The organism is Streptomyces sp. NPDC052687, assembly GCF_040678395.1.
Lineage (GTDB): Bacteria > Actinomycetota > Actinomycetes > Streptomycetales > Streptomycetaceae > Streptomyces.
In genome coordinates this window covers 84,589-110,349 of sequence record NZ_JBFATR010000017.1, presented here as the reverse complement: position 1 = coordinate 110,349, position 25,761 = coordinate 84,589, and the positions used below count along the sequence as shown (strand labels likewise).

21 protein-coding genes are annotated in these 25,761 nt (G+C 74.1%); 17 read left to right on the top strand and 4 right to left on the bottom strand.

All coding sequences use genetic code 11. The annotated features are described in order from the left end of the window. The first annotated feature begins 56 nt into the window (after nt 1–56). The 4 genes from AB0K92_RS16975 (at nt 57) to AB0K92_RS16960 (ending at nt 6,353) form a co-directional block, all read left to right on the top strand. Nucleotides 57–947: a hypothetical protein gene (locus tag AB0K92_RS16975; protein WP_365923563.1), complete on the top strand. Its 891-nt coding sequence runs from the start codon at nt 57–59 to the stop codon at nt 945–947. A gap of 317 nt (nt 948–1,264) precedes the next feature. Further along, the gene (locus tag AB0K92_RS16970) at nt 1,265–4,051 is read left to right on the top strand and encodes a hypothetical protein (protein WP_365923561.1); all 2,787 of its coding nucleotides are present in this window, start codon (nt 1,265–1,267) and stop codon (nt 4,049–4,051) included. Nucleotides 4,052–4,159: 108 nt separating this feature from the next. Next, nucleotides 4,160–5,299: an urea transporter gene (locus tag AB0K92_RS16965; RefSeq protein WP_365923559.1), complete on the top strand. Its 1,140-nt coding sequence runs from the start codon at nt 4,160–4,162 to the stop codon at nt 5,297–5,299. Continuing rightward, the gene (locus AB0K92_RS16960) at nt 5,289–6,353 is read left to right on the top strand and encodes a biotin/lipoate A/B protein ligase family protein (protein ID WP_166004019.1); all 1,065 of its coding nucleotides are present in this window, start codon (nt 5,289–5,291) and stop codon (nt 6,351–6,353) included. The genes AB0K92_RS16965 and AB0K92_RS16960 overlap by 11 nt, the downstream gene beginning before the upstream one ends. A gap of 115 nt (nt 6,354–6,468) precedes the next feature. Here the strand turns inward: AB0K92_RS16960 and AB0K92_RS16955 are convergent, their stop codons facing one another. Then, entirely contained in the window at nt 6,469–6,954 is a 486-nt protein-coding gene (locus AB0K92_RS16955; RefSeq protein WP_365923557.1) for a flavin reductase family protein, read from the bottom strand. 131 nt (nt 6,955–7,085) lie between these two features. On the opposite strand from AB0K92_RS16955, the gene AB0K92_RS16950 reads away from it, so the two are divergent. Beyond that, complete coding sequence (locus tag AB0K92_RS16950; protein WP_365923591.1) at nt 7,086–7,367, top strand: EF-hand domain-containing protein; 282 nt, start codon at nt 7,086–7,088, stop codon at nt 7,365–7,367. 47 nt (nt 7,368–7,414) lie between these two features. On the opposite strand, the gene AB0K92_RS16945 is transcribed toward AB0K92_RS16950, so the two are convergent. After that, on the bottom strand, nt 7,415–7,885 hold the full coding sequence (locus AB0K92_RS16945) for an ATP-binding protein (RefSeq protein ID WP_365923555.1): 471 nt from the start codon (nt 7,883–7,885) through the stop codon (nt 7,415–7,417). A gap of 104 nt (nt 7,886–7,989) precedes the next feature. Here AB0K92_RS16945 and AB0K92_RS16940 point away from each other — a divergent pair, with 104 nt between their 5' ends. From AB0K92_RS16940 to katG, 6 genes are all read left to right on the top strand, one after another. Further along, nucleotides 7,990–8,202, top strand: coding sequence for a hypothetical protein (locus AB0K92_RS16940; RefSeq protein ID WP_365923553.1), 213 nt, complete (start codon nt 7,990–7,992; stop codon nt 8,200–8,202). A 167-nt stretch (nt 8,203–8,369) separates the two neighbouring features. Next, nucleotides 8,370–8,978 carry a Rho termination factor N-terminal domain-containing protein gene (locus AB0K92_RS16935; protein WP_365923551.1) on the top strand — a complete coding sequence of 203 codons (609 nt, stop codon included), beginning with the start codon at nt 8,370–8,372 and terminating at the stop codon, nt 8,976–8,978. Between the two features lie 157 nt (nt 8,979–9,135). Further along, nucleotides 9,136–10,629 carry a hypothetical protein gene (locus AB0K92_RS16930; protein WP_365923549.1) on the top strand — a complete coding sequence of 498 codons (1,494 nt, stop codon included), beginning with the start codon at nt 9,136–9,138 and terminating at the stop codon, nt 10,627–10,629. 184 nt (nt 10,630–10,813) lie between these two features. Continuing rightward, nucleotides 10,814–12,100, top strand: coding sequence for a MoxR family ATPase (locus AB0K92_RS16925; RefSeq protein WP_365923547.1), 1,287 nt, complete (start codon nt 10,814–10,816; stop codon nt 12,098–12,100). Between the two features lie 479 nt (nt 12,101–12,579). Continuing rightward, nucleotides 12,580–13,785 carry a VWA-like domain-containing protein gene (locus AB0K92_RS16920; RefSeq protein ID WP_365923545.1) on the top strand — a complete coding sequence of 402 codons (1,206 nt, stop codon included), beginning with the start codon at nt 12,580–12,582 and terminating at the stop codon, nt 13,783–13,785. A 233-nt stretch (nt 13,786–14,018) separates the two neighbouring features. Beyond that, nucleotides 14,019–16,208, top strand: coding sequence for a catalase/peroxidase HPI (gene katG / locus AB0K92_RS16915; protein WP_365923543.1), 2,190 nt, complete (start codon nt 14,019–14,021; stop codon nt 16,206–16,208). A gap of 78 nt (nt 16,209–16,286) precedes the next feature. Here the strand turns inward: katG and AB0K92_RS16910 are convergent, their stop codons facing one another. Continuing rightward, on the bottom strand, nt 16,287–16,940 hold the full coding sequence (locus AB0K92_RS16910; RefSeq protein WP_365923541.1) for a TetR family transcriptional regulator: 654 nt from the start codon (nt 16,938–16,940) through the stop codon (nt 16,287–16,289). A 168-nt stretch (nt 16,941–17,108) separates the two neighbouring features. Between AB0K92_RS16910 and AB0K92_RS16905 the strand changes: the two genes are divergently transcribed. From AB0K92_RS16905 to AB0K92_RS16890, 4 genes are all read left to right on the top strand, one after another. Continuing rightward, nucleotides 17,109–18,728, top strand: a complete 1,620-nt coding sequence (locus AB0K92_RS16905) for an MFS transporter (RefSeq protein ID WP_365923539.1) — start codon at nt 17,109–17,111, stop codon at nt 18,726–18,728. 163 nt (nt 18,729–18,891) lie between these two features. Beyond that, entirely contained in the window at nt 18,892–19,422 is a 531-nt protein-coding gene (locus AB0K92_RS16900) for a hypothetical protein (RefSeq protein ID WP_365923537.1), read from the top strand. Between the two features lie 295 nt (nt 19,423–19,717). Continuing rightward, complete coding sequence (locus tag AB0K92_RS16895) at nt 19,718–20,920, top strand: hypothetical protein (RefSeq protein ID WP_365923535.1); 1,203 nt, start codon at nt 19,718–19,720, stop codon at nt 20,918–20,920. A gap of 1 nt (nt 20,921) precedes the next feature. After that, on the top strand, nt 20,922–21,491 hold the full coding sequence (locus AB0K92_RS16890; protein ID WP_365923533.1) for a hemerythrin domain-containing protein: 570 nt from the start codon (nt 20,922–20,924) through the stop codon (nt 21,489–21,491). A gap of 151 nt (nt 21,492–21,642) precedes the next feature. Here AB0K92_RS16890 and sigJ read toward each other — a convergent pair whose 3' ends face one another. Beyond that, nucleotides 21,643–22,569: an RNA polymerase sigma factor SigJ gene (gene sigJ, locus AB0K92_RS16885; protein WP_365923531.1), complete on the bottom strand. Its 927-nt coding sequence runs from the start codon at nt 22,567–22,569 to the stop codon at nt 21,643–21,645. Between the two features lie 239 nt (nt 22,570–22,808). Between sigJ and AB0K92_RS16880 the strand changes: the two genes are divergently transcribed. After that, nucleotides 22,809–23,795, top strand: a complete 987-nt coding sequence (locus AB0K92_RS16880; RefSeq protein ID WP_365923529.1) for a hypothetical protein — start codon at nt 22,809–22,811, stop codon at nt 23,793–23,795. Between the two features lie 402 nt (nt 23,796–24,197). Next, nucleotides 24,198–25,760, top strand: a complete 1,563-nt coding sequence (locus AB0K92_RS16875) for a PQQ-dependent sugar dehydrogenase (protein WP_365923527.1) — start codon at nt 24,198–24,200, stop codon at nt 25,758–25,760. The last annotated feature ends 1 nt before the right edge of the window (nt 25,761 follow it).

Genomic DNA, 25,761 nt, shown 5'->3' with positions numbered 1-25,761 from the left:
GTCACCGCATAACGGCGCGGTGGCCGCGGGACGGGCCGAGAAGCGGGAGGCACGCGGTGGGCGACGCACTGGCACGGGCGATGTGGGAGCGGTACGAACCGGTGCACGGCATCGTCTACTTCGCCCCGGAGTCCCGGCAGGCCGCAGCGGAACTCGGCCTGCCGGGTTTCTGGATGGGCTACTTCGCCCTGCGCGCGGCCCCGCTCGGCCCGGTCACCGCGCCCGTCGTGACCGCTTCCTTCCACGTCTTTCACCCCGACCGCGTGGCACGGGCGCTGCCGGACGCCTGGCGGTACACGGCACCGGCCGACGCGCTCGCGGCCCGGCTGGCGGCGATGGACGCCGCGATGCGGCGGCTGTACGGCGCGGACGCCGTCACCTCTGCCGCGATGGCCGAGGCGGCCGACCTGGCCTGGGAGGCCGCACTGGCGGCGGACACCGCGGGCCGGGTGCTCGGCGCCGCCAACCAGGCCCTCGACCGCCCGCACCGGCCGCACCTGAGGCTGTGGCAGGCGCTGACGACGCTGCGCGAGCACCGCGGGGACGGTCATGTCGCCGTGCTCGTCGCCCATGGCCTCGGACCGGTCGAGGCGATGGTGCTGAAGGCCGCCGCCGGCGAGTCGGACGCCACGCTGCTGCGCGAGAGCCGCAAGTGGGACCTGACGGCCTGGCAGGAAGCCGAGAACGCGCTGCGCGAGCGCGGTCTGCTCGCCGGGGACGGCTCGCTGACCGACGCCGGGGCGGCCCTGCACGCGGAGGTAGAGGCGCGGACCGACGCCGCCGCGGCGCTCCCCTGGAGGACCCTCGGCGCGGCCTCCGCCGCCCGCCTCGCCGACCTGCTCGAACCCCTGGCCAGGACGGTGCTGGGCGCGGGCCTGGTGCCGTCCGGCAATCCGGTGGGGCTGACCGGCGGCCTGTGGGAGTCGTCCCGGCCCCCTGCCGACTGACCGGCGGCCTGCGGAAGTCGCCCCGGCCCACCGCCGACAGACCGGCGCCCTGCGGAAGTCGCCCCGGCCCACCGCCGACAGACCGGCGCCCTGCGGAAGTCCTCCCGGCCCACCGCCGACAGACCGGCGCCCTGCGGAAGTCCTCCCGGCCCACCGCCGACAGACCGGCGCCCTGCGGAAGTCGCCCCGGCCCACCGCCGGCGTACCTGTTTCCGGCCGTCTCCCGTCCCCAGGCAACCCGGAGATCGTTCCCCGCCTCCTCCTGCACGGAAGGCGCCCTGTCGGCGCCCGATGTCCAGGAGTTGAGGAGAGGATCAGTGAAACGTGCCCGAATAGCGTGGGCGGCCACGCTCGCCGCGGTCACGCTGATCGGCGTGTCACCCGCCGTCGCCCAGGCCCGGCCGCAGCCGCCCGGCGCCACCGGCACGGCCCCCGGCCAGGCGGACGAGCTGCCGCCCGGCTGGCGGATCACCGCCACGGACGACGGGAACACCCTGGAGTGGCGGGCGCCACGCCGGATCCCGCCGGGTGACGCACGGGTGGAGTTCCGCACCGCGGACGGCCCGGTGGGCGTACCGCGGCCGGACGCGGACGGCCGGACCTTCCGGCTGCCGCTCCACGAGGCGGCCGTACCGGATGGCCTGACGGACCTTCAGGTATGGTCCGGCGGACGCCGGCTGGACGAGCGCGGCCCGGCCGCCGCAGAGCGGCCGGACGCCGCCGCGCCGCGCGGCCCGCAGTTGCCGCCCCGGCTGCCCGCGGGCTCCGTCGACCCGGGCAAGCCGGGCCCGTACGCCACCGTGTCCGGCGAGTACGCGCTCGACTCCGTGCGCCTGCCCGGATTCCCGGCGCCGGTCGAGATGCGCGGCGTGGTCGTCGCCCCGAAGGGCGCCACCGGCAAGCGTCCCCTCGCCCTGTTCCTGCACGGCCGGCACGCCACCTGCTATGTGCCCGGCGGCGGCGAGAACGCCGTCACCATCGACTGGCCGTGCGCGCCCGGCGCCCAGCCGATCCCCAGCCACCGCGGCTATCTGAAGGACCAGAAACTGCTGGCCTCGCAGGGCTATGTGACGGTGTCGATCTCCGCGAACGGCATCAACGGCCAGGACGCCGAGGTCGAGGACGCCGGCGCGCAGGCCCGCTCGTCGCTGGTCCGGACGCATCTGGCGCGCTGGGCGGACTGGTCCGCCGAGCCGTCCGTCGCGCCCGCGGCCGTACGCGAGGCGCCCCGCGCCGATCTGTCCCGCGTCCTGCTGGTCGGCCACTCGCGCGGCGGCGAGGGCGTCGACCGGGCCGCGCTGGACAGCCTCTACCCGCCGCCGGCCGACCGGGACGGCCCGGCGGGGCGCACCCGCTGGACGGTCCGCGGCACCGTGCTCATCGGTCCCACGGTCTTCGGCCAGAACCCGGTGCCCGACGTGCCGTCGCTGACGATCCTGCCGGGCTGCGACGGGGACGTCTCGGACCTCCAGGGGCAGGTGTACGTCGACGGCACGCGGGGCGTGAGCCGCGGCAAGGCCCTGCACAGCGCGGTGTACATGACCGGCGCCAACCACAACTTCTTCAACAGCGAGTGGACGCCGGGCCAGGCCCAGGCACCCGCGGACGACGACTTCTGGACCGACCCCGACGAGCGGGACCCGGTCTGCTCGCCGGGCAGCCGCACCCGGCTGACCGCCGAGCAGCAGCACCGGGCCGGCGCCACCTACATCGCCGCCGCCGCGCGGCTGTTCGTCGCCGGTGACGACCGGGTGCGCGAGCTGATCGACGGCACCGGCCGCCGGGCGCCGTCGGCGGACCCCGCGCGCGTCCTCACGCACGCGGTGGGCGCGGGCCGGGGCACCGGTCTCCTGCCCGACGGCCCGCTGAAGGTGACCGGCGGACGGCTGTGCTCCGCGGTCGACCCGGACCCGCGCAAGGCCTGCCTCGACGAGAACACGCCCGGTTCGTCCCCGCACTTCGCCCGCTGGTGGCCGGAGCGCGAGCACGGGCGCCGCGCGGTCGCGCTGAAGTGGTCCGCCGCGGGCACGCCGACGCGGATCCGCCCGGACAAGACGGTCTCCCTGAAGGGCGCGAAGAGCCTGGCGCTGCGCGTCATCGTGCCGCCGAACAGCACCGGCACCAAGCTCGACGTCGCCGTCACCGACGCGGCCGGCAAGCGCGTCACCCTGGGTACGGTCCGGGCGGACGGGCTGCCGGGCAGCGGCCGTACGGCCTCCTACTGGGCGCAGGAGCTGCGCGTACCGCTCGGTGCCGCCGGCCGCGCCGGAGTGGACCTGAAGCGGGTGGCCGCGCTGGAGCTGACCCCGCGTTCGCGCACGGGCCAGGCCTGGCTGATGGACGCCCACGCCTGGCGTCCCGGCACCCCGGCGGTGCGGGCGGCGGCGCTGCCCCGCGTGGACATCGGCCGGCTGACGGTCGACGAGGGCGACGCGGGCGTGCGCACCTACGAGGTGCCGATACGCGTCTCCGGTCAGGGCAGCGGAACGGTGCGCGTGTACGTGATGGACCCGGACACCGGGGCGACCACGCACCGCCTGGTCACGATGCGTCCCGGCCACCCGGGGACGACGGTGACGATGAAGGTGGAGGGCAACAAGCGCTACGCCTGGGACAAGTCCAGCTACGTCCTGGTCAAGGCGGTGCGCGGCGCGGTGGTCGGTTCGTACGTCGGTGGGATCACCGCGCGCAACGACGACCCGATGCCGAAGATCGGCCTGACGCCGGTCGCGGACGACGTCACCGAGGGGCAGTCGCTGCGCTGGCGTGTGTCGCTGTCCGAGCCCGCCGACGTACCGGTGGCGGCATCGCTCGCGGTGGTGCCGGCCGGTGACCGGCCGGAGCTGTCCACGCGGGACGTGGACCAGGAGTGGCTGCGGGCGATGTACGGGGAGGCTCCCGACCGGGAGCTGCCCCTGTCGGGGCTGGAGTTCTTCTCCCTCTTGGGCGTGGTCCCGGACGGTGCGCTGAGCGCCGAGGTGGACGTGCCGACGGTGCGCGACGGGGTCGCGGAGCCGGCCGAGCACGTGGTGCTCCAGCCCACCGACCAGGAGGGCGCGCCCGACGGCCCGCCCCTGACCGGCACGGTCCGCGACGCCTCGTAGCGCGTCCTGACCAGGCGTGCCCCGCGCCCCTCACGACCCGGTACCGTATGACGGAAACTCGATACCGTAATGCGGAAAAGCTAGTGGGCTCGTCTGAGGGGGCGGGGCATGCGACGGTCGGTGCGGACTCGTCGGCGGGATGGCGGGTGGCCGGCGGAACGCGGGCCGGGCTTCGCGGCACAGGTGCTGCGCGGCCTGGCCCAGGTGATGTTCCTCGCCCGCCCGTGGGCGGGCGCCGTCGTGTGCCTGGCCCTGAGCGCGGCCGACTGGCGGTACGCGGTGTACGCGGCCGGGGGCGCCGCCCTCGGCACCGGCACCGCGCGGGCGCTGGGTGTCGCCCGGGACCGGCTGGCGCCGGGACTGGAGGGCTGCAACCCGGCACTCGTGGCCCTGTGCTGCGCGGCGCTCCTCGGACCGGACCGGCCGGCCACCGCGCTGCTCGCCGCCGTGGGCAGCGTCGTGGGCACGGTTCTCACCGCGGCGGCGGCGCGGGTGCTGCGCGTGTGGGGGCTGCCGCCGCTGACCCTGCCGTACTGCGTGCTGGCGGTCGCGATCAGCGCCGCGGCGCCCGCCTTCGCGCGGGTCCGGCCGTACGGCGACGGCCTCGCCGCGCTGCCCGGCGCCGCGTCCGGGCCGGCCGCCCCGCGCCCGGAGGAACTGCGCCCGGAGGAGCTGGCGCGGGCGTTCCTCCACAACGTGTCCCAGGTCTTCTTCCTGGAGCACTGGCAGGCGGGGGCGCTGCTGCTCGCGGCCCTCTTCCTGGCGAGCCGGACGGCCGGGCTCGCGGCGTGCGCCGGCAGTGCGACGGGCATGGCCACCGCCTGGGCGCTCGGCGCGCCGGCCGAGCGGATCACCGACGGCACGATGGGCTGCAACGCGGTGCTCGTCGCGCTCGCGCTGTGCGGGGTGTTCCTGCCCGCGTCACCGGTCACGCTGCTGTACGCGCTGCTCGGCGCGGCGACCGCGACCGTCCTGACCCCGGCCGTCGCGGCGCTGCTCGCACCGTCCGGCGGCCAGGCCTTCACCTGGCCGTTCGTCCTGACGACGCTCGGCTTCCTGGCTGCCGCCGGGGCCTTCCCCCGGCTCACCGCCCCCGGCCCGGCTCCCGGCCGCGTGGCGCGCCCGCCGTACATGCCGGGAATCATCCGTCCCGGCCGGACGTTGATCACACCGGACTGTCCGGTGCGGGGCGGAGACGCACCCCGGCCGGAGCGGAAGCGGGAACGGAGCCGGTCGAGTGCACGGTGAGTACAAGATCCCCGGCGGCAAGCTGGTCGTGGTCGACGTGGACGTCGAGGACGGCGTGCTGTGCCGCGCACGCGTCGCGGGCGACTTCTTCCTGGAGCCCGACGAGGCACTCGACGCGGTGAACCGGGCGCTGAACGGGGCTCCGGCCGGCACGGACGCCGCCGGCCTGGCGGCCCGGATCGACGCGGCCCTCCCCGAGGGGACCGTGATGTACGGGCTGACCTCGGAAGGCATCGCCGTCGCCGTGCGCCGCGCGCTCGCCCACGCCACCGACTGGACCGACTACGACTGGCAGCTGATCCACGAGGGCCCGCAGTCCCCGGCCCTGCACATGGCGCTGGACGAGGTGCTGACCGCCGAGGTGGCGGCCGGCCGGCGCGCGCCGACGCTGCGCGTGTGGGAGTGGGGCGCCCCGGCGGTGATCATCGGCAGCTTCCAGTCCCTGCGCAACGAGGTCGACGCGGACGGGGCCGCCCGGCACGGTGTGGAGGTCGTCCGGCGGATCTCCGGTGGCGGCGCGATGTTCGTGGAGCCCGGCAACACCATCACCTACTCACTGTCCGTCCCCGAGGCGCTGGTCCAGGGCCTGTCCTTCCAGGACAGCTACGCCTACCTCGACGACTGGGTGCTCGGCGCGCTCGGCGACATGGGGATCAGGGCCTGGTACCAGCCGCTGAACGACATCGCCACGGACCAGGGCAAGATCGCGGGCGCGGCGCAGAAGCGGATCGTGGGCCCCGAGGGACGCCCCGGGGCCGTGCTGCACCACGTGACCATGGCGTACGACATCGACGCGGACAAGATGCTCGAGGTGCTGCGCATCGGCCGCGAGAAGTTGTCCGACAAGGGCATCAAGAGCGCGAAGAAGCGGGTGGACCCGCTGCGCCGGCAGACCGGACTGCCCCGCGAGGCCGTCATCGAGCGGATGATCGAGTCGTTCCGCGGCCGGTACGGGCTGTCGGAGGGCAAGGTGACCGACGCCGAACTGGCCCGCGCCGAGGAGCTGGCGCGCACCAAGTTCTCCTCCCCCGAGTGGACCGCCCGGGTGCCATGAGCGGGAGCGGGCAGGGGGCCTGGGACCGGCAGCCGGAGCGCGATCGCGGGTGCCAGCCGGTGCGCGATCGGGTGCGGCAGCAGCCGGTGCGCGATTGCGGGTGCGGACCGGCGGGTCAGTCCACCGGGTGGCCGGGGTCGATGTCGAGGGCGTCGCGCAGCCGCAGCAGCGGGCCGTCGTCGCCGCGCCCCCCGGCGTGCTCGGGCTCCACGACGAAGCAGACGTGGTCACCGCCGTCGACGCGGGCGCGCACGGTGCCGACGAACCAGGCGGCGGCGTCCTCCAGGACGACCTCCCCGCCGGGTCCGGGCCGCCAGCGCACCCGGGTGAACTTGTCGACCTCGTCGCCCGTCTCCCCGCCGAACAGCCGGGCCAGGTCGTGCTGGTCCCGGGTGAGCAGATGGACGGCGAGCCGGTCCGCGGCGCGGGCCACCCGGTAGGTGCGGTTGACCTTGGACAGCCACACCGCGTACCTGAGGGGCCGCATGGAGCACTGCGCGGAGAAGCCGACGAGACAGCCCGCGCGCTCTTCCCCCACCGCGGCCGTGACCACGCACATCTCGGGATCGAGCCGGTCGAAGAAGGATTCCGTGTCCGTCACACCGTACGCATGCCCCGCCGGGCCCGGATCGCACCGCCCGCCCGGGGAACCCGGACGGGGCGCGCGGCGTCATCCAGGGTGACCAGGGTGGCCCGCAGGCCTCCCGCCGACGAGACGAGGACGACGACGTGGTGAGTGACAAGGCCCGGAGACTGTTCGAGGCGCTCGACCTCGACCGGAACGGGACCCTGACCCGCGAGGAGGTGATCGTCGCCCTGCGCACGAAGGGGCCCTCGCTGGCCGCTTCCGGGGTGCTGCCGTTCTGGGGTCTCCAGGACGCGGACGCCTCCTCCGCGCTGTTCGACGCGGCCGACCAGAACGGGGACGCGGTGCTGACCCTGGAGGAGTTCGCCGCGGTCGTGGAGCGCCGCTTCGGCTGGAGCCGGTCCGGCTCCGAGCCGGGCGGGGCCTGACGCCGTCGTGAGGGTGCGCACCGCTACGCCGTCGTGAGGGTGCACCGCTACGGGGCCGGGCGCACCTCGAAGCCGCCGTGCCCGTCGAACCGTACCTCCCGTACGGCATCGAAACCGTCCGCCCGCGAGGGGCGGCGCAGTCGCCCGAGCGTCGCGTGGATGCCCGTGTCGGGAACCCGGTCCCGTCCCTGACGTGCGGCGTTACGGGTTAGGGAGCCCGCCGGATCGGGCGGGAACCAGTACGCGGTGACCGTCGCCCCGTGCGCGTGCCCGGCCGCGACGAGCGGCCCCCACTCCGCCGGGGAGGGATTGGTGTTGTCGACCGCCACCGACCGCCCCGCGCCCAGCGCCTCGGCCATCAGCCGCATCTGCCGCTCCTGCTTGCGCCGGGCACCGCGCGGGAACAGGTCCTTGCTGATCAGCTCGTGATCACCCGACAGCCGCCGGCGGTAGAACGCCGACTTGCCGGAGGCCTGCAGCCCTACGAGCACGGCCACCTCCAGCGGTGTCCCGGTCACCACCGGCACCCCCGTTCGCTCGCCGGCCGCGCAGACGTGACGCGGTGGCCGAGCCGGGTACCCGAGGGCACGCGGCGCAATCATCGCTTTCCCCTGGGGGCGTCATGAGAGTCGAACTGATCGAGCTGGCCGCGAACGTGCTGTTCGACGTCCCGGAGGACATGCACCAGGAGATCATCGCGCTGATCACGGCCGTGGCCGAGGACCCCGCCGCGCAGCTGCCGGGGATGTGCGCCGCGTTCGGTGAGTGGTGCTGGCTCGTCTACACCGCGCGTCCGGACGTGATCGAAGTGCTGGACGCCGGCTGCGCCCGGTGACGTCGCCGGTGCGGTGACGGCCGGCGTGAACGGTGACGTGACGGGTGGCGTGAACGGTGACGTGGCCGGAATGTATGTATCAGCCCGCCCGTCCCGGAAACCCGGCGGGTCCAGGAGTCACCTCCGGGAGAAGACGAGAAGCCTGAGAGAGGAAGAGGATCCCCGCCATGGCCGACGACCTCATCACCCTGGTCACCACCGACCACCGCGAGCTGCAGCGCCTGTTCGAGATGATGAAGACGGACAAGAGTTCCCGGCCGCTGGCCCTCCCCCTGGCCGTGGCCATGCTGGAGGCGCACAGCGAGGCCGAGGAGGACCGGGTGTACCCGGCCGTGGCCCGTGAGGCCGGCGAGAAGGCGGGAGCCGAGCACGCCGCCGAGGAGCACCACGAGGCCGAGAGCCTCGGCAAGCACCTGCTGGAGCTGGACTGGGAGAGCGAGGAGTTCGACCAGGCCCTCCAGGAGTGGATCGATGCCGTGGAACACCACATGGAGGAAGAGGAGAACGAGATCCTGCCCGCCCTCAGCGAGGCCGTCGGCACCGAGCGGCTGCGGGAACTGGGCAGGGAGTTCGCCACCCGGCGGGCGAAGGCGCTGGCCGGTCAGCCCCTGAAGGCCGCGGGCGGCGCCGGCGGCGGTGGGGGCGGAACGGAGGGCGAGACGCGCGCCGAGCTGTACGAGAAGGCCCGGGAGCTGGGCGTGGAGGGCCGCTCCACGATGAACAAGGAAGAGCTGGCGGAGCAGGTCGCCAAGGCGGAGGACGCCGGGAACGGCTGACGCGGCCACCGGACGGGCCGCAGCCGCGCGGGACGGGGTCCGCTCATACGAGTCGTATAAGTGACTGACAGGTCATCATCGCGCCGGTTACGATACGCGCGATGATGACCTTCTCCTCGTGTGGATTGGGGGAATCGTTCGCGTCGGGTGAGTGCTGATGGCCTCTCACTTCGCGAACGGGATTCCGCCCCGCCTGTACCTGTGGCAGCGCGTGCGTGAGTACGCCGTGCCACCATCCATGATCGAGACCGCGACCGCACGGCGTGCGGCCGGTGACTGGGCGGGGGCCTGTGCCGCCGCCCGGATCGACGTCGATCTCGATCTGCGCGCCGTGCGCCACCGCCACGGCACCGACCTCACCACCCTTCTCCGCGCGGACCTGCGCCGACTGGCGCCGGATCTGCTGCGCTGGCACATGCCCCGGATCGCCCCCGACGGGCGGCTCCGGCCCGGCCTCACCCTCTCTCTGGCCCGCTACCGTGCTTCCGGCCCCACGCCGCTGCACCTGGTGGTGCGTACGCCGCCCGCCTGGGCGGACGCCGGACAGCGGATGTCCCTGACCCTGTGGGAAGGCCCGGGGACCGGCTCACCCGCGCACCATTCCCAGCACCCCCACCCTCCTCACCATCCCCACCCGCATCCAGACCGGCGATTCCGCCTCGACCTGCACCGGCATCTGTGGGACGCCGGACGCAGCGGCGAGCTGGGGTGGCGGTGCGGTGCGCGGCAGGCATCGTCCGGTGCACCGCCCCTGCCGGTGCAGGACGTAACCGACGGGCTCACCACGCCCGGCTCGCCGTGGGCGGTGACGCGGTGGGCGGCGGAGGCGGAGCTGCTGCTGCGGGACGAGGGACGACACCGCGGGGCGTTCGCGGTGCGGCTCGGGGCGCGCGAGCGCGCCGCCTTCGCCCTCGTCGCCCCCGACGACAGCCACGTCCCGACGCTCCGGCCGCTGCGCGAGACGGCCCTGTCACCGCAGGAGGTCGCGGCGCTTCCGCTGCTGCCGGAGGCCGCCGCCCGGGTCCTTCCGGATCTGGAGCTGCTGCGGTCCGGGCTGGTCACGGCCGGACGGCTGCATCCGCTCGTCGCCGCGGCGCTGCCCGTGCCCGCTTCCGCGCCCGTGGCCGGTCCGGCCGTCGAGGCCGCCGACCCGCACCGGGTGGACTGCCGGGGCGAGGTCCACCGGATCGCGCTGCGCGACGGCGTGCTGACGGCCGTCGACCACGACCCGGCCGAGCTGCGCCGCGAGGAACTGCTCGTGGCGCTCGGCGGCCCCGCACTGCCCTGCCTGCGGGCGATCGACTCCGTGCACCGCAGCCCGCAGGCACTGCCCGCGGTCCGGGAACGGCTGCGCCACGGGGATGTCACCGGCGCGCTGGCCGTGGTCGAGGGCCTGCTCGGTCCCGCCGCGGTGCTGCGCGACGGGCCGCTGCGGCAGGAACTCGAAGCGGCCGCGGCACGCCGCGTCGAGCACGGTCTCTTCCGCTCCGGGCTGGTCGCCGTGCACCCCGCCGCGGGTACGGGCGGTGGCCGCGCGGACGGGGAGCACACGGCGACGGATCACCGACCCCGGCTGGACCGTCGTACACCCGCCTCGATGCGCCGCAAGCGCACCGGCCGGGGCCGGCCCCGCACCGGCCTGGCCTGCTGACCACCACCGACCACCGACCACCGCGGAAGTCCTGCGCCCGTACGGCACGTTCGGCGACGCCGTGCGCCCGTGTCCTCCGCCCGCCGCCCGTTTTCCGCCCTTTGTCCTCTGACCTCTGTTCTCTGTCCTCCGGTACGGGACGCCCTGTTCCGCTCGTCTCTCCCTCCCACCCCAGGTGATGCCCATGACTTCCAGCACGCTGCTGCCCGCCTCCGTACCCGCCGCCGCCCGCGCGTCCGGGACCGACACGCAACTCGCCCTCGCCGACGACCTCCTCGCCCTGCTGCGCACGACCACCACCGAGCCGCGCCCCGACGAGCAGTTGGAGGCGCTCACCCTGGCGGTCGCGGCCGACCTGCCGGTGCTGTTGTGGGGCGAGCCGGGCATCGGCAAGACCGCCGCGCTGACCCAGCTCGCCGCCTCCCTCGACCTGCCGCTCACCACTGTGATCGCCAGCGTCCACGAGCCGTCCGACTTCTCCGGGCTGCCCGTCCTGGGCGACGACCCCGCGGTGCGGGGCGTGCCGATGGCGCCGCCGCAGTGGGCCGTGGAGCTGGTGCGGGCCGGGCGCGGGCTGCTCTTCCTGGACGAGCTGTCCACCGCCACTCCGGCCGTCCAGGCCGCGCTGCTGCGGGTCGTACTGGAGCGGAGGGTCGGCACGCTGCAATTGCCGCCGGGCGTACGGATCGTGGCCGCCGCCAATCCGCGTGCCTCGGCGGCCGACGGGTGGGAGCTGAGCCCGCCGCTCGCCAACCGGTTCGTCCATCTGCACTGGGTGCACGACCGCGAGGTGGTGGTGCGCGGGCTCGGCGGGGTCTGGCCCCGGGCGCGGCTGCCCCGGCTCGCACCGGAGCGGCTGGCGGAGGCGGTGGCCTTCGCGCGGCGCGCGGTCTGCGGGTTCCTGGAGGCCCGGCCGACACTGATCCACCGGCTGCCGAGCACCGAGGCGCGGCGCGGCGCCGCCTGGCCCTCACCGCGGAGCTGGGAGGCCGCGCTGACGCTGCTGGCGTTCGGCACGGCGGCCGACGTCTCCCGCGAGGTGCTGGCGCTGCTGGTGCGGGGCGCGGTCGGGGACGGGCCGGGGCTCGAACTGCTCGCCCACATCGACCGGATGGATCTGCCGGACCCCGAGTCGCTGCTGGCCGATCCCGCCCGCGCCGAACTCCCGGCGCGGGGTGACCTGCGGCAGGCCGCGCTGGAGGCGGTGGTGGCCGCGGTCGGGGCGCGGCCGGAGCGGGAGCGCTGGGAGGCGGCCTGGGCCGTCCTCGTCCGGGCCCTGGAGACCGGGGCGCCGGACCTGCTGGTCGCCCCGGCGAAGGCCCTGGCCGCCCTGCGCCGCGACGACTGGGTCGTACCCGAGGCGGTGGAGCGGCTGGCCACCGTGATCGGCCTGTCCCAGCGCGCGGAACATTCGGTCGAGCGCGTCGCCGCGACGGCCGGCAGCGGGCGGACGACGGGGACGCGCCGATGACGGGGGCCGACGCGCACGGCCGGCACCGGGCGGACGACAGGGGCACACCGATGACGGGCGCCGCCACGCACACCCGACGCGGGGCGGCCGACGAGGACACCCAGGCGCCGGGCGCCCCGCATCACACGCCGGAGCGGCCCGGTCCGGCGCCGCATCCAGCACGGCACCCGGTCCCGCACCCGCCACCGACCCCCACCCCGCTCACATACCGCGCCCCGGGTCCCACCCCCGCCCCGACTCCCACCCCGGCCCCGGCACCGGCACCGGCACCGGCACCGGCACCGGCACCGGCAGCGAAGCGACCACCACTCCCCCGCCCGGAGCCACCTACACCGCACCGCCCAACACCACCCGCACCACCCCGCCCGGAGCCACCCACACCACCCCGCCCCCACTCACCCGCACCACCCCACCCTCAGACCCACCCCCTCCCCCACCCGGTGCCCCACCCGGCGCCCCAGCCACGTCTCCCCCTGGACATGGAGAAGCTGCTGGCCGCCCGCCTGCACGCGGTCGAGGTGCGCCCCTACCTCGCCGCCGCGCTCTTCGCGCTGCACGTGGTGGAGGACCGCTCGGTGCCGACGATGGCGGTGGACGCGCACTGGCGCTGCTACGTCTCCCCCGGCTTCGTGGCGCGCACCCCCGTGGAGGAGCTGGCGGGCGTCTGGGTGCACGAGGTCTCCCACCTGCTCAGGGACCATCACGGGCGCGGCGAGCGGTACGCGCGGGAACACGAGGACCACGGGCCGGGCGCGCGGCTGCGCCGGAACATCGCCGCCGACTTCGAGATCAACGACGACATCTACGGGGAGGGTCTGCCGTGCCCCACCGGGGCGGTGCTGCCGTCGCTGCTGCGGCTGCCCACGGGCCTGCTGATGGAGGAGTACCTGCGGACGGCGTCGCTGTCGGGGCTGACCGGGGAGTCGGCCTGGCTGGACTGCGGCAGCGGCGCCGACGGGCAGGAGCGGCCGTGGGAGCTGGGTCCGGACGGCGCGCAGGGGCTGAGCAGACAGCAGCGGGACGCGGTCCGCTTCCGGGTCGCGGAGGGGATCAAGGGCCGGCCGGGGAGCGCGCCGGACGGCTGGCGGCGGTGGGCGGACGAGGCGTTCCATCCGCCGCAGCCGTGGCGGCAGTTGCTGGGGGACGCGGTCCGCTCGGCGGCGGGCGCGCCGGGCGTGGGCCAGAACCACAGCTACCGGCGTCCGTCCCGGCGCTCGGCGAGCGTGCCCGGGGTGGTGCTGCCGAGCCTGCGCCGTACGCCGCCGCGGGTGTGCGTCGTGATCGACACGTCCGGCTCGGTGAGCGACGCGGAGCTGGGCAGCGCGCTGCTGGAGGTGGCGGCGATCTCGCGGGCGGTGGGCGGGCGGCGCGACCTGGTCTCGGTGATCTCCTGCGACGCGGCGGCCGGGATCGCCGTCCCGCTGTGCCGGGCCGAGAACATCGAGCTGATCGGCGGCGGGGGAACGGATCTGCGCTCCGGTTTCGCCCGGGCACTGCGCTCCCGGCCCCGCCCGGACGTGATCGTGGCCCTGACGGACGGTCAGACGCCGTGGCCGTCCGCGCAGCCGCCGTGCCGTACCGTCGTCGGCCTCTTCCCGCGCCCCGCCCGCGCGGTGAGCGAGCGGAACCCGGACTACGTCCCGGACGCGCCGCCGGCCTGGGCGCGGGTGGTCACGATCGGCTGATCGGCTGATCGGGTTCGGCGGAGGGCCGGCCGCCTCGCCTCCGCGCGAAGCGGCCGGCCCACCCCCGTACCGTTTCCCTTCAGCGGTCCGCAAATGGCCTCTCTTTTTCTCGCCCGTTTGTCATACGGGTCCGCCCTGCGTGTTTCGTAGCGACGCGGTCCGCGGTGCGCGACCATACGGACGCCGACCCGGCAGCCAGCAGCAGGAAAACCGAGACAGGAAGAAGGACGGGCATGTCCGGCAGCGAAAGCGAGAACCCAGCGATCACCTCTCCGACCCCCGCCCCGACTCGGCCCAGGACGAATCGGGACTGGTGGCCGAATCAGCTGGATCTCCAGGTTCTCCACCAGCACTCGCCCAGCGCGAATCCGATGGACGAGGACTACGACTACGCCAGGGAATTCGCCGCTCTCGACGTCGAGGCCCTGAAGCGGGACGTCTTCGAGGTGATGACGAACTCCCAGGAGTGGTGGCCCGCCGACTACGGCCACTACGGCCCGCTCTTCATCCGGATGAGCTGGCACGCGGCGGGCACGTACCGCATCGCCGACGGCCGCGGCGGTGGCGGCAGCGGCGCTCAGCGTTTCGCGCCGCTCAACAGCTGGCCGGACAACGCGAGCCTCGACAAGGCGCGCCGGCTGCTCTGGCCGGTGAAGCAGAAGTACGGGCGGAAAATCTCCTGGGCCGACCTTCTGGTGTTCGCCGGGAACTGCGCCATGGAATCCATGGGATTCAAGACCTTCGGATTCGGTTTCGGGCGTGAGGACATCTGGGAACCGGAGGAGATTTTCTGGGGTCCGGAGGACACCTGGCTCGGCGACGAGCGATACAGCGGCGACCGGGAACTCACCGGTCCTTTCGCCGCCGTGCAGATGGGCCTGATCTACGTCAATCCCGAGGGCCCCAACGGAAACCCGGACCCGCTGGCCGCCGCGCGCGACATTCGCGAGACGTTCGGGCGGATGGCGATGAACGACGAGGAGACGGTGGCGCTCATCGTCGGCGGTCACACGTTCGGCAAGTGCCACGGCGCGGTCGACCCGTCGTACATCGGCCCGGAGCCCGAGGCCGCCCCGATCGAGCAGCAGGGGCTGGGCTGGCGGAACACGTACGGCAGCGGCAAGGGCCCGGACGCCCTCACCAGCGGGCTGGAGGGGGCGTGGACCACGCAGCCGACCCAGTGGGACAACGGCTACCTGGAGAACCTGTTCGGGTACGACTGGGAGCTGACGACGAGCCCCGCCGGCGCCAAGCAGTGGAAGCCCACGGACCCCGCGGCGAGCGACACGGTGCCGGACGCCCACGATCCGGCCAAACGGCACGCTCCGATGATGCTGACGACGGACCTGGCGCTGAAGGTGGACCCCGTCTACGGGCCGATCGCCAAGCGCTTCCACGAGAACCCGGACCAGCTCGCGGACGCGTTCGCCAAGGCCTGGTACAAGCTGCTGCACCGGGACATGGGCCCCGTCTCGCGGTACCTCGGCCCGTGGGTGCCCGAGCCGCAGCTGTGGCAGGACCCCGTGCCGCCGGTCGATCACGAGCTGGTCGCGGACGCGGACATCGCCGACCTCAAGGCCAGGATTCTCTCCTCGGGGCTGTCCGTCTCCCAGCTGGCCACCACCGCGTGGGCGGCGGCGGCGAGCTTCCGCGGCACCGACAAGCGCGGCGGCGCCAACGGGGCGCGGATCCGGCTGGCGCCGCAGAAGGACTGGGAGATCAACGACTCGCCCGAGGTGCGGCAGACGCTGGAGGCGCTGGAGCGGATCCGGCGGGACTTCGACGCCGCCCAGACCGGCGGGAAGAGGATCTCCCTCGCCGATCTGATCGTCCTCGGCGGCTGCGCGGCCGTCGAGCAGGCGGCGCGCAACGCGGGGTACGACATCACCGTCCCGTTCGCGCCGGGGCGTACCGACGCCTCGCAGGAGCAGACCGACACGGACACGTTCGCCGTGCTCGAACCGAAGGCGGACGGGTTCCGCAACTATCTGCGGCGGGGCGAGAAGCTGTCGCCGGAGACCCTGCTGCTGGACCGCGCCAACATGCTGACCCTGACGGCCCCCGAGATGACGGTCCTCGTGGGCGGTATGCGGGCGCTGAACACGAACTTCGGCCGGACCTCCCACGGTGTCCTCACGGACCGGCCGGAGGCCCTGACGAACGACTTCTTCGTCAACCTGCTCGACATGGCCACGGAGTGGACCGTGTCGCGGTCGGACGAGAACGTGTACGAGGGCCGGGACCGCGCCACGGGCGAGACCAGGTGGACCGCGACCGCCGTCGACCTCGTCTTCGGCGCGCACTCCCAGCTGCGGGCGGTGTCGGAGGTCTACGCGGCGCAGGACGCGGCGGAGAAGTTCGTCCGTGACTTCGTGGCCGCGTGGGACAAGGTGATGAACCTCGACCGGTTCGACCTGCGCTGAGCACCCCGACGGCCCGGCCCGCCGCTCCCCGACGGGCCGGGCCGTCCGTCATGCCTCCCCGGCGGGCCGGGCCGTCCGTCATGCCTCCACGTCGGGCGCCGGCTCCGCGGCGATCATCGCGACGGCCTCCTGCACCGCGGCGCGCGCCCGCCGCTCGGGCACGCCGGCCGCGATGAGCAGGGCCACGGCGGCCCGGGTGCCGTCGTCCTCCAGCGCCCCGGCGTTGACCTGCTCCAGCAGGGCGACCGTCATCGCCTCCAGGCCCGCGCTCAGCACCGCGGACGGCAGATGGGCGGGGAAGGCGCCCTCCGCGCGGCCGCGCTCCAGGATGGCCGTGACCTCGTCCCGTGCGGGCTTGAGCACCTCGGCGACGCGTTCCGCGCCCAGATCGCGCTGGGCCAGCGCCAGCAGCATCCGGTAGCGGTCGCCCACGGGCCACATCGACAGCGTGAAGTACGCGAGCGCCCGGTCGGCGGGCCCCGCCGGCCGCACGCCGACCGCCACCGCGTCCCGCAGCGCCTCGGACGCCTCCTCGGCCAGCGCCTCCAGCAGCGCGGCCCGCCCGGGGAAGTGCCCGAAGAGGGTGCGCCGTACGACACCGGCGGCGCGCGCCAGCTCCTCCAGGGTGATGTCCGGGTTGCGGCCCAGCTCATGGCGGGCGGTCGCGAGGATGCGCGCCCGGTTGGAGCGCGCGTTGCGTCGCTGCGGTACGCGGGCAACGGGCTTGGTCACGGACAACCTCGGTCGGGCGGCGCGGCGGACAGATGGGACGCGCGCCCATTCTGGCACGCGTGCCGCAGGTCACCACCGCCCTTTTTTGCACACGAGCGGGCAACAAACTAACCTGCACATGGATGGGCAAATAAGTGAACCGCCGTCCCCTCTCCCAGGAGCCTTTCGATGCCGTTCCTCGCGCACACACCCGCCGGGAAGACGACCGGGCCGTACCCGCGGCGCTGGTGGGCGCTGCTCGTGCTGTGTCTGAGCCTGCTGATCGTGGTCATGGCCAACACGTCCCTGATCGTCGCCGCCCCGGACATGACCCGTGACCTGCGGCTGAGCAGCAGTGACCTGCAATGGGTGATCGACGGTTACACCGTGCCGTACGCCGCGCTGATGCTGGTGCTGGGCGCGATCGGCGACAAGTACAGCCGTCGCGGCGCCCTGACAGCCGGACTGGTGGTCTTCGCCGGCGGTTCCGTGCTGGGCAGCCTGGTCGACGAGACCGGCCTGGTCATCGCCGCCCGCGCGATCATGGGTGTGGGTGCCGCGGTGGTCATGCCGGCCACGCTCTCGCTGCTGGTGGCCATGTTCCCCCGGCACGAGCGGGCGCGCGCCATCACCGCCTGGACCGCCACCTCCGGCCTCGCCATCGCCGTCGGCCCCGTCGTCGCCGGACGGCTGCTGGAGGACCACACCTGGGGCTCGACCTTCCTGATCAACGTGCCCATCGCGGTCCTCGCCGTCGTCGGCGCGTTCGCGCTGGTGCCGCCGTCGAAGGCGGAGGGCATGGGGCGGATCGACTACGTCGGCGGCCTGCTGTCGATCGTCTCCGTCGGCTCCCTGGTCTACGCGATCATCGAGGGCCCGCACTTCGGCTGGGGCACCGGCCCGGTCGCCGCGGCCGTCGTCGCCGGCGCCGGCTTCGTCGCCTTCGCGCTGTGGGAGCTGCGGCACCCGCAGCCCATGCTGGACGTCCGCAAGTTCGGCGAGCGGGCCTTCAGCGGCTCGATGCTCGCCGTGCTGTTCTTCTTCTTCGGCACCTTCGGCGCGATCTACTACGCCACCCAGTACCTTCAGTTCGTCCTCGGCTACGACGCCCTGGAGACCGGAGTCCGGCTGCTCCCGCTGGCCGGCGCGGTGTTCGCCGGAGCCGCCGTCACCGGGCAGCTGACGCCCCGGCTCGGCGTGAAGGCCACGATCGTGCCCGGGATGCTGCTGGGCACCGCCGGCGTGCTGCTGCTGACCCTGGTCGACCAGGGCTCGGCGTACAACGACTTCCTGCCGTCGCTGCTGCTGCTCGGCTTCGCGATCGGACTGAGCGTGTCCCCGGCCACCGACACGATCATGGGCTCCTTCCCCGAGTCGGAACTGGGCGTCGGCGGCGGCGCCAACGACACCTCCCTGGAGCTCGGCGGCTCCCTCGGCATCGCCGTCCTCGGCTCCCTGCTGGGCACGGCCTACCAGGACGAGCTCACCGACCTGGTGGGCGGCCGGCTGCCGCAGGACGCCCTGGACGCCGCGCGGGAGTCGGTGGGCGGCGGTCTCGCGGTCGCCGAGCAGATCGCGCAGAGCCCGGCCGGCGGCCCCGGCCAGGCCCAGGCCCTGGTGGACGCGGTCCACGAGGCCTTCGCCCACGGCGTCGCGCACACCAGCCTCGTCGGCGGCGTCATCATGGCCGCCGGCGCCCTGATCGTCCTGGCCGTCCTGCCGGGCCGCAAGGCCGCCCGCGAGCACGCCGGGGAGCAGGACGCGAGGCAGCACGGTCCGGCCGGCCGGGAGCACGCGCGGCTCGGCTGACCCCACGGGCGGGCCGTGCCTGAGCGGCGCACGGCCCCGGACGGTGCCGGGCGGGAACGCCCGGCACCGTCGGCGTGCCCGGCACCGGCAGCGGCATGCCTGGTCCGGCGGCCTGCCCGGCACCGGCGGTGCGCGGCCCGCCCGCCGGGGTACTCGGCGCGGCATGATGAAGCGAGCGGCATGGCAGGGCCTGATCGCCGGCACGGCCGGTGTGCTGGCGATGACGCTGGGCGAGAAGGCGGAGCAGCGGCTGACCGGGCGGCCCGACTCGCACGTGCCCGCCCGCACCCTGGAGCGCCTGGCCGGCCTGCGCGAGCGCCCGGGCCGGCAACCCGTAGCGCTCAACTGGGCGATGCACGCGGGCCAGGGCGCCCTGCTCGGTGTGGTGCGCTCGGTCATGGCGCAGGCCGGTCTGCGCGGCCCCTGGGCGTCGGCGCAGTTCACGGTCGTACGGCTGACCAACGACCAGATCCTCGAGAACGCCACCGGTGTCGGCGCGCCGCCCGAAACCTGGCCGCGCGGGGAACTCGTGGTGGACCTGCTGCACAAGGCGGTCTACGCGTTCGTGACGGGAGCCGTGGCGGACGCCCTGGCCGCCCGCGACGGGCTGGGCCCCGGTCAGCGTCACGCGCGCCGCGCTCCCGGCCGCCGCTCCGACGTGGGACCACTGCCCAGCGGGCGGGGCACCGGCTGACGGCGGCCGGCTGCTACGGCTGAGTGCGGCCGGCGGCGGGCTGCTGCGGCTGAGTGCGGCCGGCGGCGACGAGGAGGGCGGCCTGCCGGCGGCACGGGCGTCATTCCCCCGGCCGGTCACGCGGTCATGCGCGTCCGACGACGCTCCACGACCTCCACGCTGACACGCCCGCCGGGTGCGCGCACGCCGGGCGGGCCGTTCGGGCCAACTCGGGCCCGGCTCGTTTTCGGCGCGGCGAAGGACGGGTACTCGTCGGCGGCCCGCCCACAGACCGGCCGTCGGCCAAGGAGACCCCATGGGCTTCAACCCTCTCGAACACCAAGGCATCCCCCTCGACCGCCAGCTGCGCAACTGGCGGGAACTGAACGTGGAGCCCATCGATCCGGACCGCGGCGACCCGTACACGCGCTGCCGGATCATCACGATGAACGGCATCGAGGTCGAGGCGATCCTCTTCAGCCACCACCTCGCGCGCAACACCGTCGACCCGGACGTCAAGCGGCAGCTGGCCGAGGTCCGGTACATCGAGGCCCAGCAGCAGAAGGCGGTCAACTGGCTGCTGCCCGGCCTCGCCTCGGTGCTGGAGACGACCATCGCCTACGAGCAGGTGGCCGTCGACCTCACCGGCTGGGTCGCCCGCCACGAACCCGACCCGTACCTGCGGCAGGCGTACGAGTTCGGTGTGCTGGAGGACTTCGACCACCTGTACCGGTACGCCAACCTCTACGAGATGATCGAGCACCGCAAGGCGGAGTCGATCGTCGACGGGCTGACCGAGGTCATGCCGGGCCGCCCGACCAAGTTCCACCACCGCCACCCGGCCGACAACGTGCGCGACCCCTACGACCGCACGACCACGAACCCGCTGTCGAAGCTGCACGCGCTGACGATCATGTCGGCGGAGCAGCAGACCATGAACTTCTACATGAACGTCGGCCCCCAGTACATGGAGCCCATCGCGCGCCAGCTGTACCAGGAGATCGGGCTGATCGAGGAGGAGCACGTCACGCACTACGAGTCGCTGGTCGACCCGGGCGAGACGTGGTGGGAGCAGCTGGTCAACCACGAGTACAACGAGTGCTACCTCTACCACTCGTTCATGGAGCAGGAGTCGGATCCGCGGGTGAAGGCGATCTGGGAGCTGCACCTCAACATGGAGCTGGAGCACCTGCGCATCGCCTGCGACCTCATGCGCCGCCACGACGGCCGCGAACCGCAGGAGATCCTGGCACCGGAACTGCCGAACGTGCTGACCTTCGAGGAGAACAAGCAGTTCGTCCGGGGCCTGCTGGAGACCCAGATGGACCTGACCACCCTCGGCAGCGGTTACGTCCGGGAGGCGCACGAGCGGTTCGAGCGGCTCCAGCAGCAGATCCACGGCGGTGAGGAACCGCCCAGCGAGCAGGTGATGGCCCAGCACCGGGAACTGCTCGGCGGCGAGTACCGGCTGGAGACCGAGGGCCCGCACCCCGACGCCGCGTCCCGGGAGAGGAGCTGACATGGCCGGCATCGCCGCGTCCGACGCCGACGTCGTCGCCCTGCTGATGCGCCAGCACGGCGACATCCGCACCCTTTTCGACGAGGTCGAGCAGGCCACGGGTGACGAACGCCAGGCGGCCTTCCGCCGGTTGGTCCGGCTGCTCGCCGTGCACGAGACGGCCGAGGAGGAGGTGATCCGGCCCTTCACCCGCAAATCCGTCCCGGACGGGGAGAAGATCGTCGCCGATCGCCTCACCGAGGAGCGGGAGGCCAAGGAGACCCTGGCCCAGTTGGACGACATGGACCCGGACGCCCCGGAGTTCCTGCCCCGATTGCAGGCGCTGCGCCTGGACGTGATGGCACACGCGCGCGCCGAGGAACGCTACGAGTTCAACCACGTCCGCCGCCACGCCGACAAGTCCCAGCTGGCCGCCATGGCCTCCGCCCTGCGCGCCGCCGAGGCGACGGCCCCGACCCACCCGCACCCGGGCACCGAGTCGGCGGCCAAGAACCTCGCCGTGGGCCCGGTCGCGGCCCTCGTCGACCGCACCCGTGACGTCGTACGCAAGGCCATGGGCAAGGACGGCTGACCGCCCGGCCCGTATCCGGACCGTATCCGGTCCCGCCCGGCCCGTATCCCATCCCGCCCGGCCCGTATCCCATCCCGCCCGGCCGGCGGGACGACGCCCTACGGCGCGTCCCGCCGGCCGGGCACGTCCGCGAGCCGGACGAAACCTCGGGTCAGGCGGTCCAGGGCCGGAGCTTCTCCGGATTCATCACGCCCCAGATGTGCGTGATGCGGTCGCCGGCGACATCGAACGCGTACACCACCCGCGTGACGCCCGCCTGCTGGAGGATCAGTCCGGGCCGGCCGTTGACGGTCCGCTCCAGCAGCGTCATGTCACCCACCCTGCGCCGCAGTTCGATCAGGAAGTGCGCCACCCGCTCACCGCCCACGACGGGGTGCGGCAGGGCGCTGACGTGGCGGCCTCCGTCACCGACCGTCGTCACGGCCGGGTCGAGAAGGCCGATGAGGGCGCCGATGTCCTTGGCCTCCCAGGCCCGCTTGAAGTTCCTGACGACGTCGGCGGCCTGGCCGGCCGGCACCGGCCGGGACACCGGCCGCGCCTCGCGCACGCGCCGGCGGGCCGAGGAGGCCAGCTGACGGCACGCGGCCGGGCTGCGGCCGACGATCTCCGCGACCTCGGCGAACGCGTAGCGGAAGACGTCGTGCAGGACGAACACGACCCGCTCGGCCGGTGTCATGGACTCCAGCACGACCATGAAGGCCATGTTCACCGACTCGTCCAGGGTGACGCGGTCCGCCGGATCGTCCGCCACCGCGCCGAACCGCTCGGCGGGCCCCGGCAGCGGCTCGGGGATCCACTGCCCCACGTACTGCTCCCGCCGGGCCCGCGCCGAGCCGAGCAGGTTCAGGCAGATCCGCGTGGCGACCGTGGTCAGCCAGCCGCCGACCGACTCGACCGCCTCCTGCCGCTGCCGTGACATGGCGTACCAGCGGACGTACGTCTCCTGGACGACGTCCTCCGCCTCCGACAGCGAACCCAGCAGCCGGTAGGCGAGGTTGAGCAGCCGACGTCGCTCCCCCACCAGCGCGTCCAGGCCCGGATCGAGCGGGCCGTCCTCCGGCCCGTACTGAATGGTCACGGCATCCCCGTTTCGTCGTGTCGCAGTCGCTGTCAACGGCCTGTACACGGTGATGACAGGACAGCCCCGCGAGATGTGACGTCGCCGGCCCTCGCACGGGTGCGCCGGTCGCCGGTCGCCGGTCGCCGGTCGCCGGTCGCCGGTCGCCGGTCGCCGGTCGCCGGTCGCCGGCGAGCGAACGCGGCCTACCGTGTGAGGGCATCGCGTGCCCTGCCGCCGACAGCGAGGAGCCTCAGGCCGTGAAAGTCGACATCCAGCCCGACGTGCACGACATCGCCGCCCGCCTGGGGGCCGACGCCCCCTACGCGCTGAAGGCCCTGGCGGGCCGGCTGGCCGACGATCCCGGCCTGGGGCGGCCCTCGGGGCTGCCGGGCATCCTCACCGTCACGGTCGACGGCGACATGTTCGACGACTGCCCCGACCTGAACGTCGGCTACATCCGCGAGCCGGACCGCATCGAGATCCGCTTCCTGACAGCGGTCTCCGCCCGCCCCTCCGCCCAGGCACCCGGCGAGTCCTCCGGGGGCGAGGAGGGCTCCGGCGAGGATGCGCGCGGCGAGCGGGCGCGGCGCGCCGATCCCGCCGCCGACGCGGTGACCGTACGGCAGGTCGCCGATGCCTGGCAGCGCTTCACCGGCCGGTTGCGGCGCGACGCCCCCGACTCCTACGCCGCGCTCCGCCCCGGCGCGAGCGCCACCGCCCTCGCCGCCCTGGAGGCCGGTCTGGGCGTCGCGATACCCCTCGAACTGCGCGTCCTGTGGCAGCTGACGGCGGGCGACGACGGGTCCGGCGGCTGGGGCTGTCTGCCGGGGAACCGGGTGCTGATGCCCCTGGACGCGGTGGCCGCCGTCCACCGGCGGTGGATGGCGGCGCGGGCCCGGGAGGACGCCCGCGGCGCCGGCCGGCCCGGGGACGAGCGGACCCCGGTGTGGCAGGCGACCTGGATCCCGGTGATCGCCCGCGGCCCGGCCGACACCACGTCGGGGCTGTACCTGGACGCCGCGACCGGCTACTTGGGCCGCTGGTCCCGCTACGGCGAGTCCCCCGACGAGGAACTCGACACGCTGGTCACCTATCTGGAAGAGGCGGCCGACATGCTCGCGTCCCCGGCTCTGGCCACCCGGGACACGCCCGGTCTGATCGGTGGGACGCTGGTGTGGCGCAGCGGCCTCGGCCCCGCGGCGGAAGGCGGACGGGAGGACCGGTGGCGGCCCCTGGCCGGCTGACCGGCTGACCGGCTGACCGGCAACTCCGTTGCCCCTGCGCGGTGTTCGGTCCAGCCCTCGCCGCGGCCGCGGCACCGTGCCGCGCGACCGGCCGGGGGGTGAGCGGGGCCGGACGTGAGGGCGCGACCGGCCGTGGGGTGAGCGCGGCCGGACGGCCGGAAGTCGCGGTACGGACCTGGTGTGACGCAGGGGAGAGCCGCTACCGTCGCGGACAGCGCATCGCAAGGTGGGGGCCGTCTGCTCGGTTCCGGCCGGTTCGCCCCGGCCGGATCCCGCACCGCGTCCCTCCGCCCGAGGCCGCTCGTGACCGGCACCGAAAAGGCCGGAGGCGCGCGGCCCGATCGCGCTGTGTTCCCAAGGAAGCGCCACCGCCCTGCACGCGTTCTCGCTCCTGGAGCCCCTATGTCACGAAGCCGCTGGACCGGCCTTCTGCTGCTCGCCCTCCTGTTGTCCGTGCTCGCCCCGCTGCCCGCCGCCGCCCAGCCCCGTACGGTGGCCGCCGCCGGCACCGGGGCGGAGACCGGAACCCGGGAGGGCAGCGCGAACCCCGCGTCGACGGTGCCCCTGCCGTCGCTGCACGCCACCACCACCCAGGTCGCCTACGGGCTGCGGCGCCCCACCGCCCTGGCCGCCCCCGACGACGGCACCGGCCGTCTGTTCATCACCGAGAAACCCGGCACCGTCCGCGTCTACCACCCGGACACCGGTCTCGCCCGCACCCCGCTGATCGACATCACCTCCGCCATCGACGAGTCGGGCAACGAGCGCGGCCTGCTCGGCATCGCGCTGCCGCCCGACTTCGCGGACAGCCAGGACGTGTACCTGGCGTACACGGCACTGCCCGACGGCGCGGTCACCCTCGCCCGCTACCGGCTCGACGAGTCCCGGCTGGAGGTCCTGCTCTCGCAGGAGCACGCCGAGTACAACAATCACAACGGCGGTCAGCTCGCCTTCGGCCCCGACGGCCACCTGTACTGGAGCATCGGCGACGGCGGCGGCTCCGCCGACCCGCTGCGCGCCGGGCAGCGCCTGGACACCCTGCTGGGCAAGATCGTGCGCGTCGACGTCAGCCGCACCTGCGGCGCGCTCGCGTACTGCGTCCCCGCGGACAACCCCTTCGCCGGCACCCCCGGCGCGCGCCCGGAGATCTGGCTGTACGGGCTGCGCAACCCGTGGCGGTTCTCCTTCGACAGCGCCGACGGCTCGATGTGGATCGGCGACGTGGGACAGGGCCGCTGGGAGGAGATCGACCATCTCCCGCGCGGACGGGGCGGACTGAACCTCGGCTGGTCCTGCTACGAGGGCCTGGAGAAGTTCGAGGGCGGCCACTGCCCGCCCGGCGAGGAGTACACGAAGCCGGTCTTCACCTACTCGCCGTACACCGGCGGCTGCTCGGTGATCGGCGGCCACGTCTACCGGGGCCGCGCCTACGCGGACCTGGTCGGCGGCACGTACATCGCCACCGACTACTGCTCGTCCACGGTCTGGGCGCTGCGCCCCGACGGCAAGGGCGGCTACGAGCAGGCCGAGATCGGCGAGATGCCCACGCAGGTGACGTCGATCGGCACCACGGCCGAGGGTGAGTTCTACGTGGTGAACGACCTGCCGGGCGGGCTGCACCGGGTGTCGTTCGAGCGGGAGGAACCCACCTGCCGCGTCGACCGCACCGTGCGGTCCTGGGGCACCGGGACGACCGTCGACCTCACCGTCACCAACACCGGCACCACTCCGGTGAACGGCTGGACGCTGAAGTTCCCGCTGTCGCTCGGGCAGACCGTCGTCTCCGACTGGAACACGGACCTCACCCAGTTGAGCAACACGATCACGGCGGTCAACGCCTCGCACAACGGCACCATCGCGCCCGGCGCGAGCGTGACCCTCGGCTATCTCGCCCAGCACACCGGCGACACCTCGCCGCCGCGCCGGTTCACGCTGAACGGTGACGCCTGCGCCGTCGGCCGCTGAG

Excerpts from the sequence above, each read along its gene's own strand:
- AB0K92_RS16940 (WP_365923553.1), top strand. The coding sequence starts at position 7,990 with ATGAGAGTCGAACTGATCGAGCTGGCCGCGAACGTGCTGTTCGACGTC.
- AB0K92_RS16895 (WP_365923535.1), top strand. The coding sequence starts at position 19,718 with ATGGGCTTCAACCCTCTCGAACACCAAGGCATCCCCCTCGACCGCCAG.
- AB0K92_RS16905 (WP_365923539.1), top strand. The coding sequence starts at position 17,109 with ATGCCGTTCCTCGCGCACACACCCGCCGGGAAGACGACCGGGCCGTAC.
- AB0K92_RS16920 (WP_365923545.1), top strand. The coding sequence starts at position 12,580 with ATGGAGAAGCTGCTGGCCGCCCGCCTGCACGCGGTCGAGGTGCGCCCC.
- AB0K92_RS16900 (WP_365923537.1), top strand. The coding sequence starts at position 18,892 with ATGATGAAGCGAGCGGCATGGCAGGGCCTGATCGCCGGCACGGCCGGT.
- AB0K92_RS16930 (WP_365923549.1), top strand. The coding sequence starts at position 9,136 with ATGGCCTCTCACTTCGCGAACGGGATTCCGCCCCGCCTGTACCTGTGG.
- AB0K92_RS16925 (WP_365923547.1), top strand. The coding sequence starts at position 10,814 with ATGACTTCCAGCACGCTGCTGCCCGCCTCCGTACCCGCCGCCGCCCGC.
- AB0K92_RS16875 (WP_365923527.1), top strand. The coding sequence starts at position 24,198 with ATGTCACGAAGCCGCTGGACCGGCCTTCTGCTGCTCGCCCTCCTGTTG.
- AB0K92_RS16965 (WP_365923559.1), top strand. The coding sequence starts at position 4,160 with ATGCGACGGTCGGTGCGGACTCGTCGGCGGGATGGCGGGTGGCCGGCG.
- AB0K92_RS16890 (WP_365923533.1), top strand. The coding sequence starts at position 20,922 with ATGGCCGGCATCGCCGCGTCCGACGCCGACGTCGTCGCCCTGCTGATG.
- AB0K92_RS16935 (WP_365923551.1), top strand. The coding sequence starts at position 8,370 with ATGGCCGACGACCTCATCACCCTGGTCACCACCGACCACCGCGAGCTG.
- katG (WP_365923543.1), top strand. The coding sequence starts at position 14,019 with ATGTCCGGCAGCGAAAGCGAGAACCCAGCGATCACCTCTCCGACCCCC.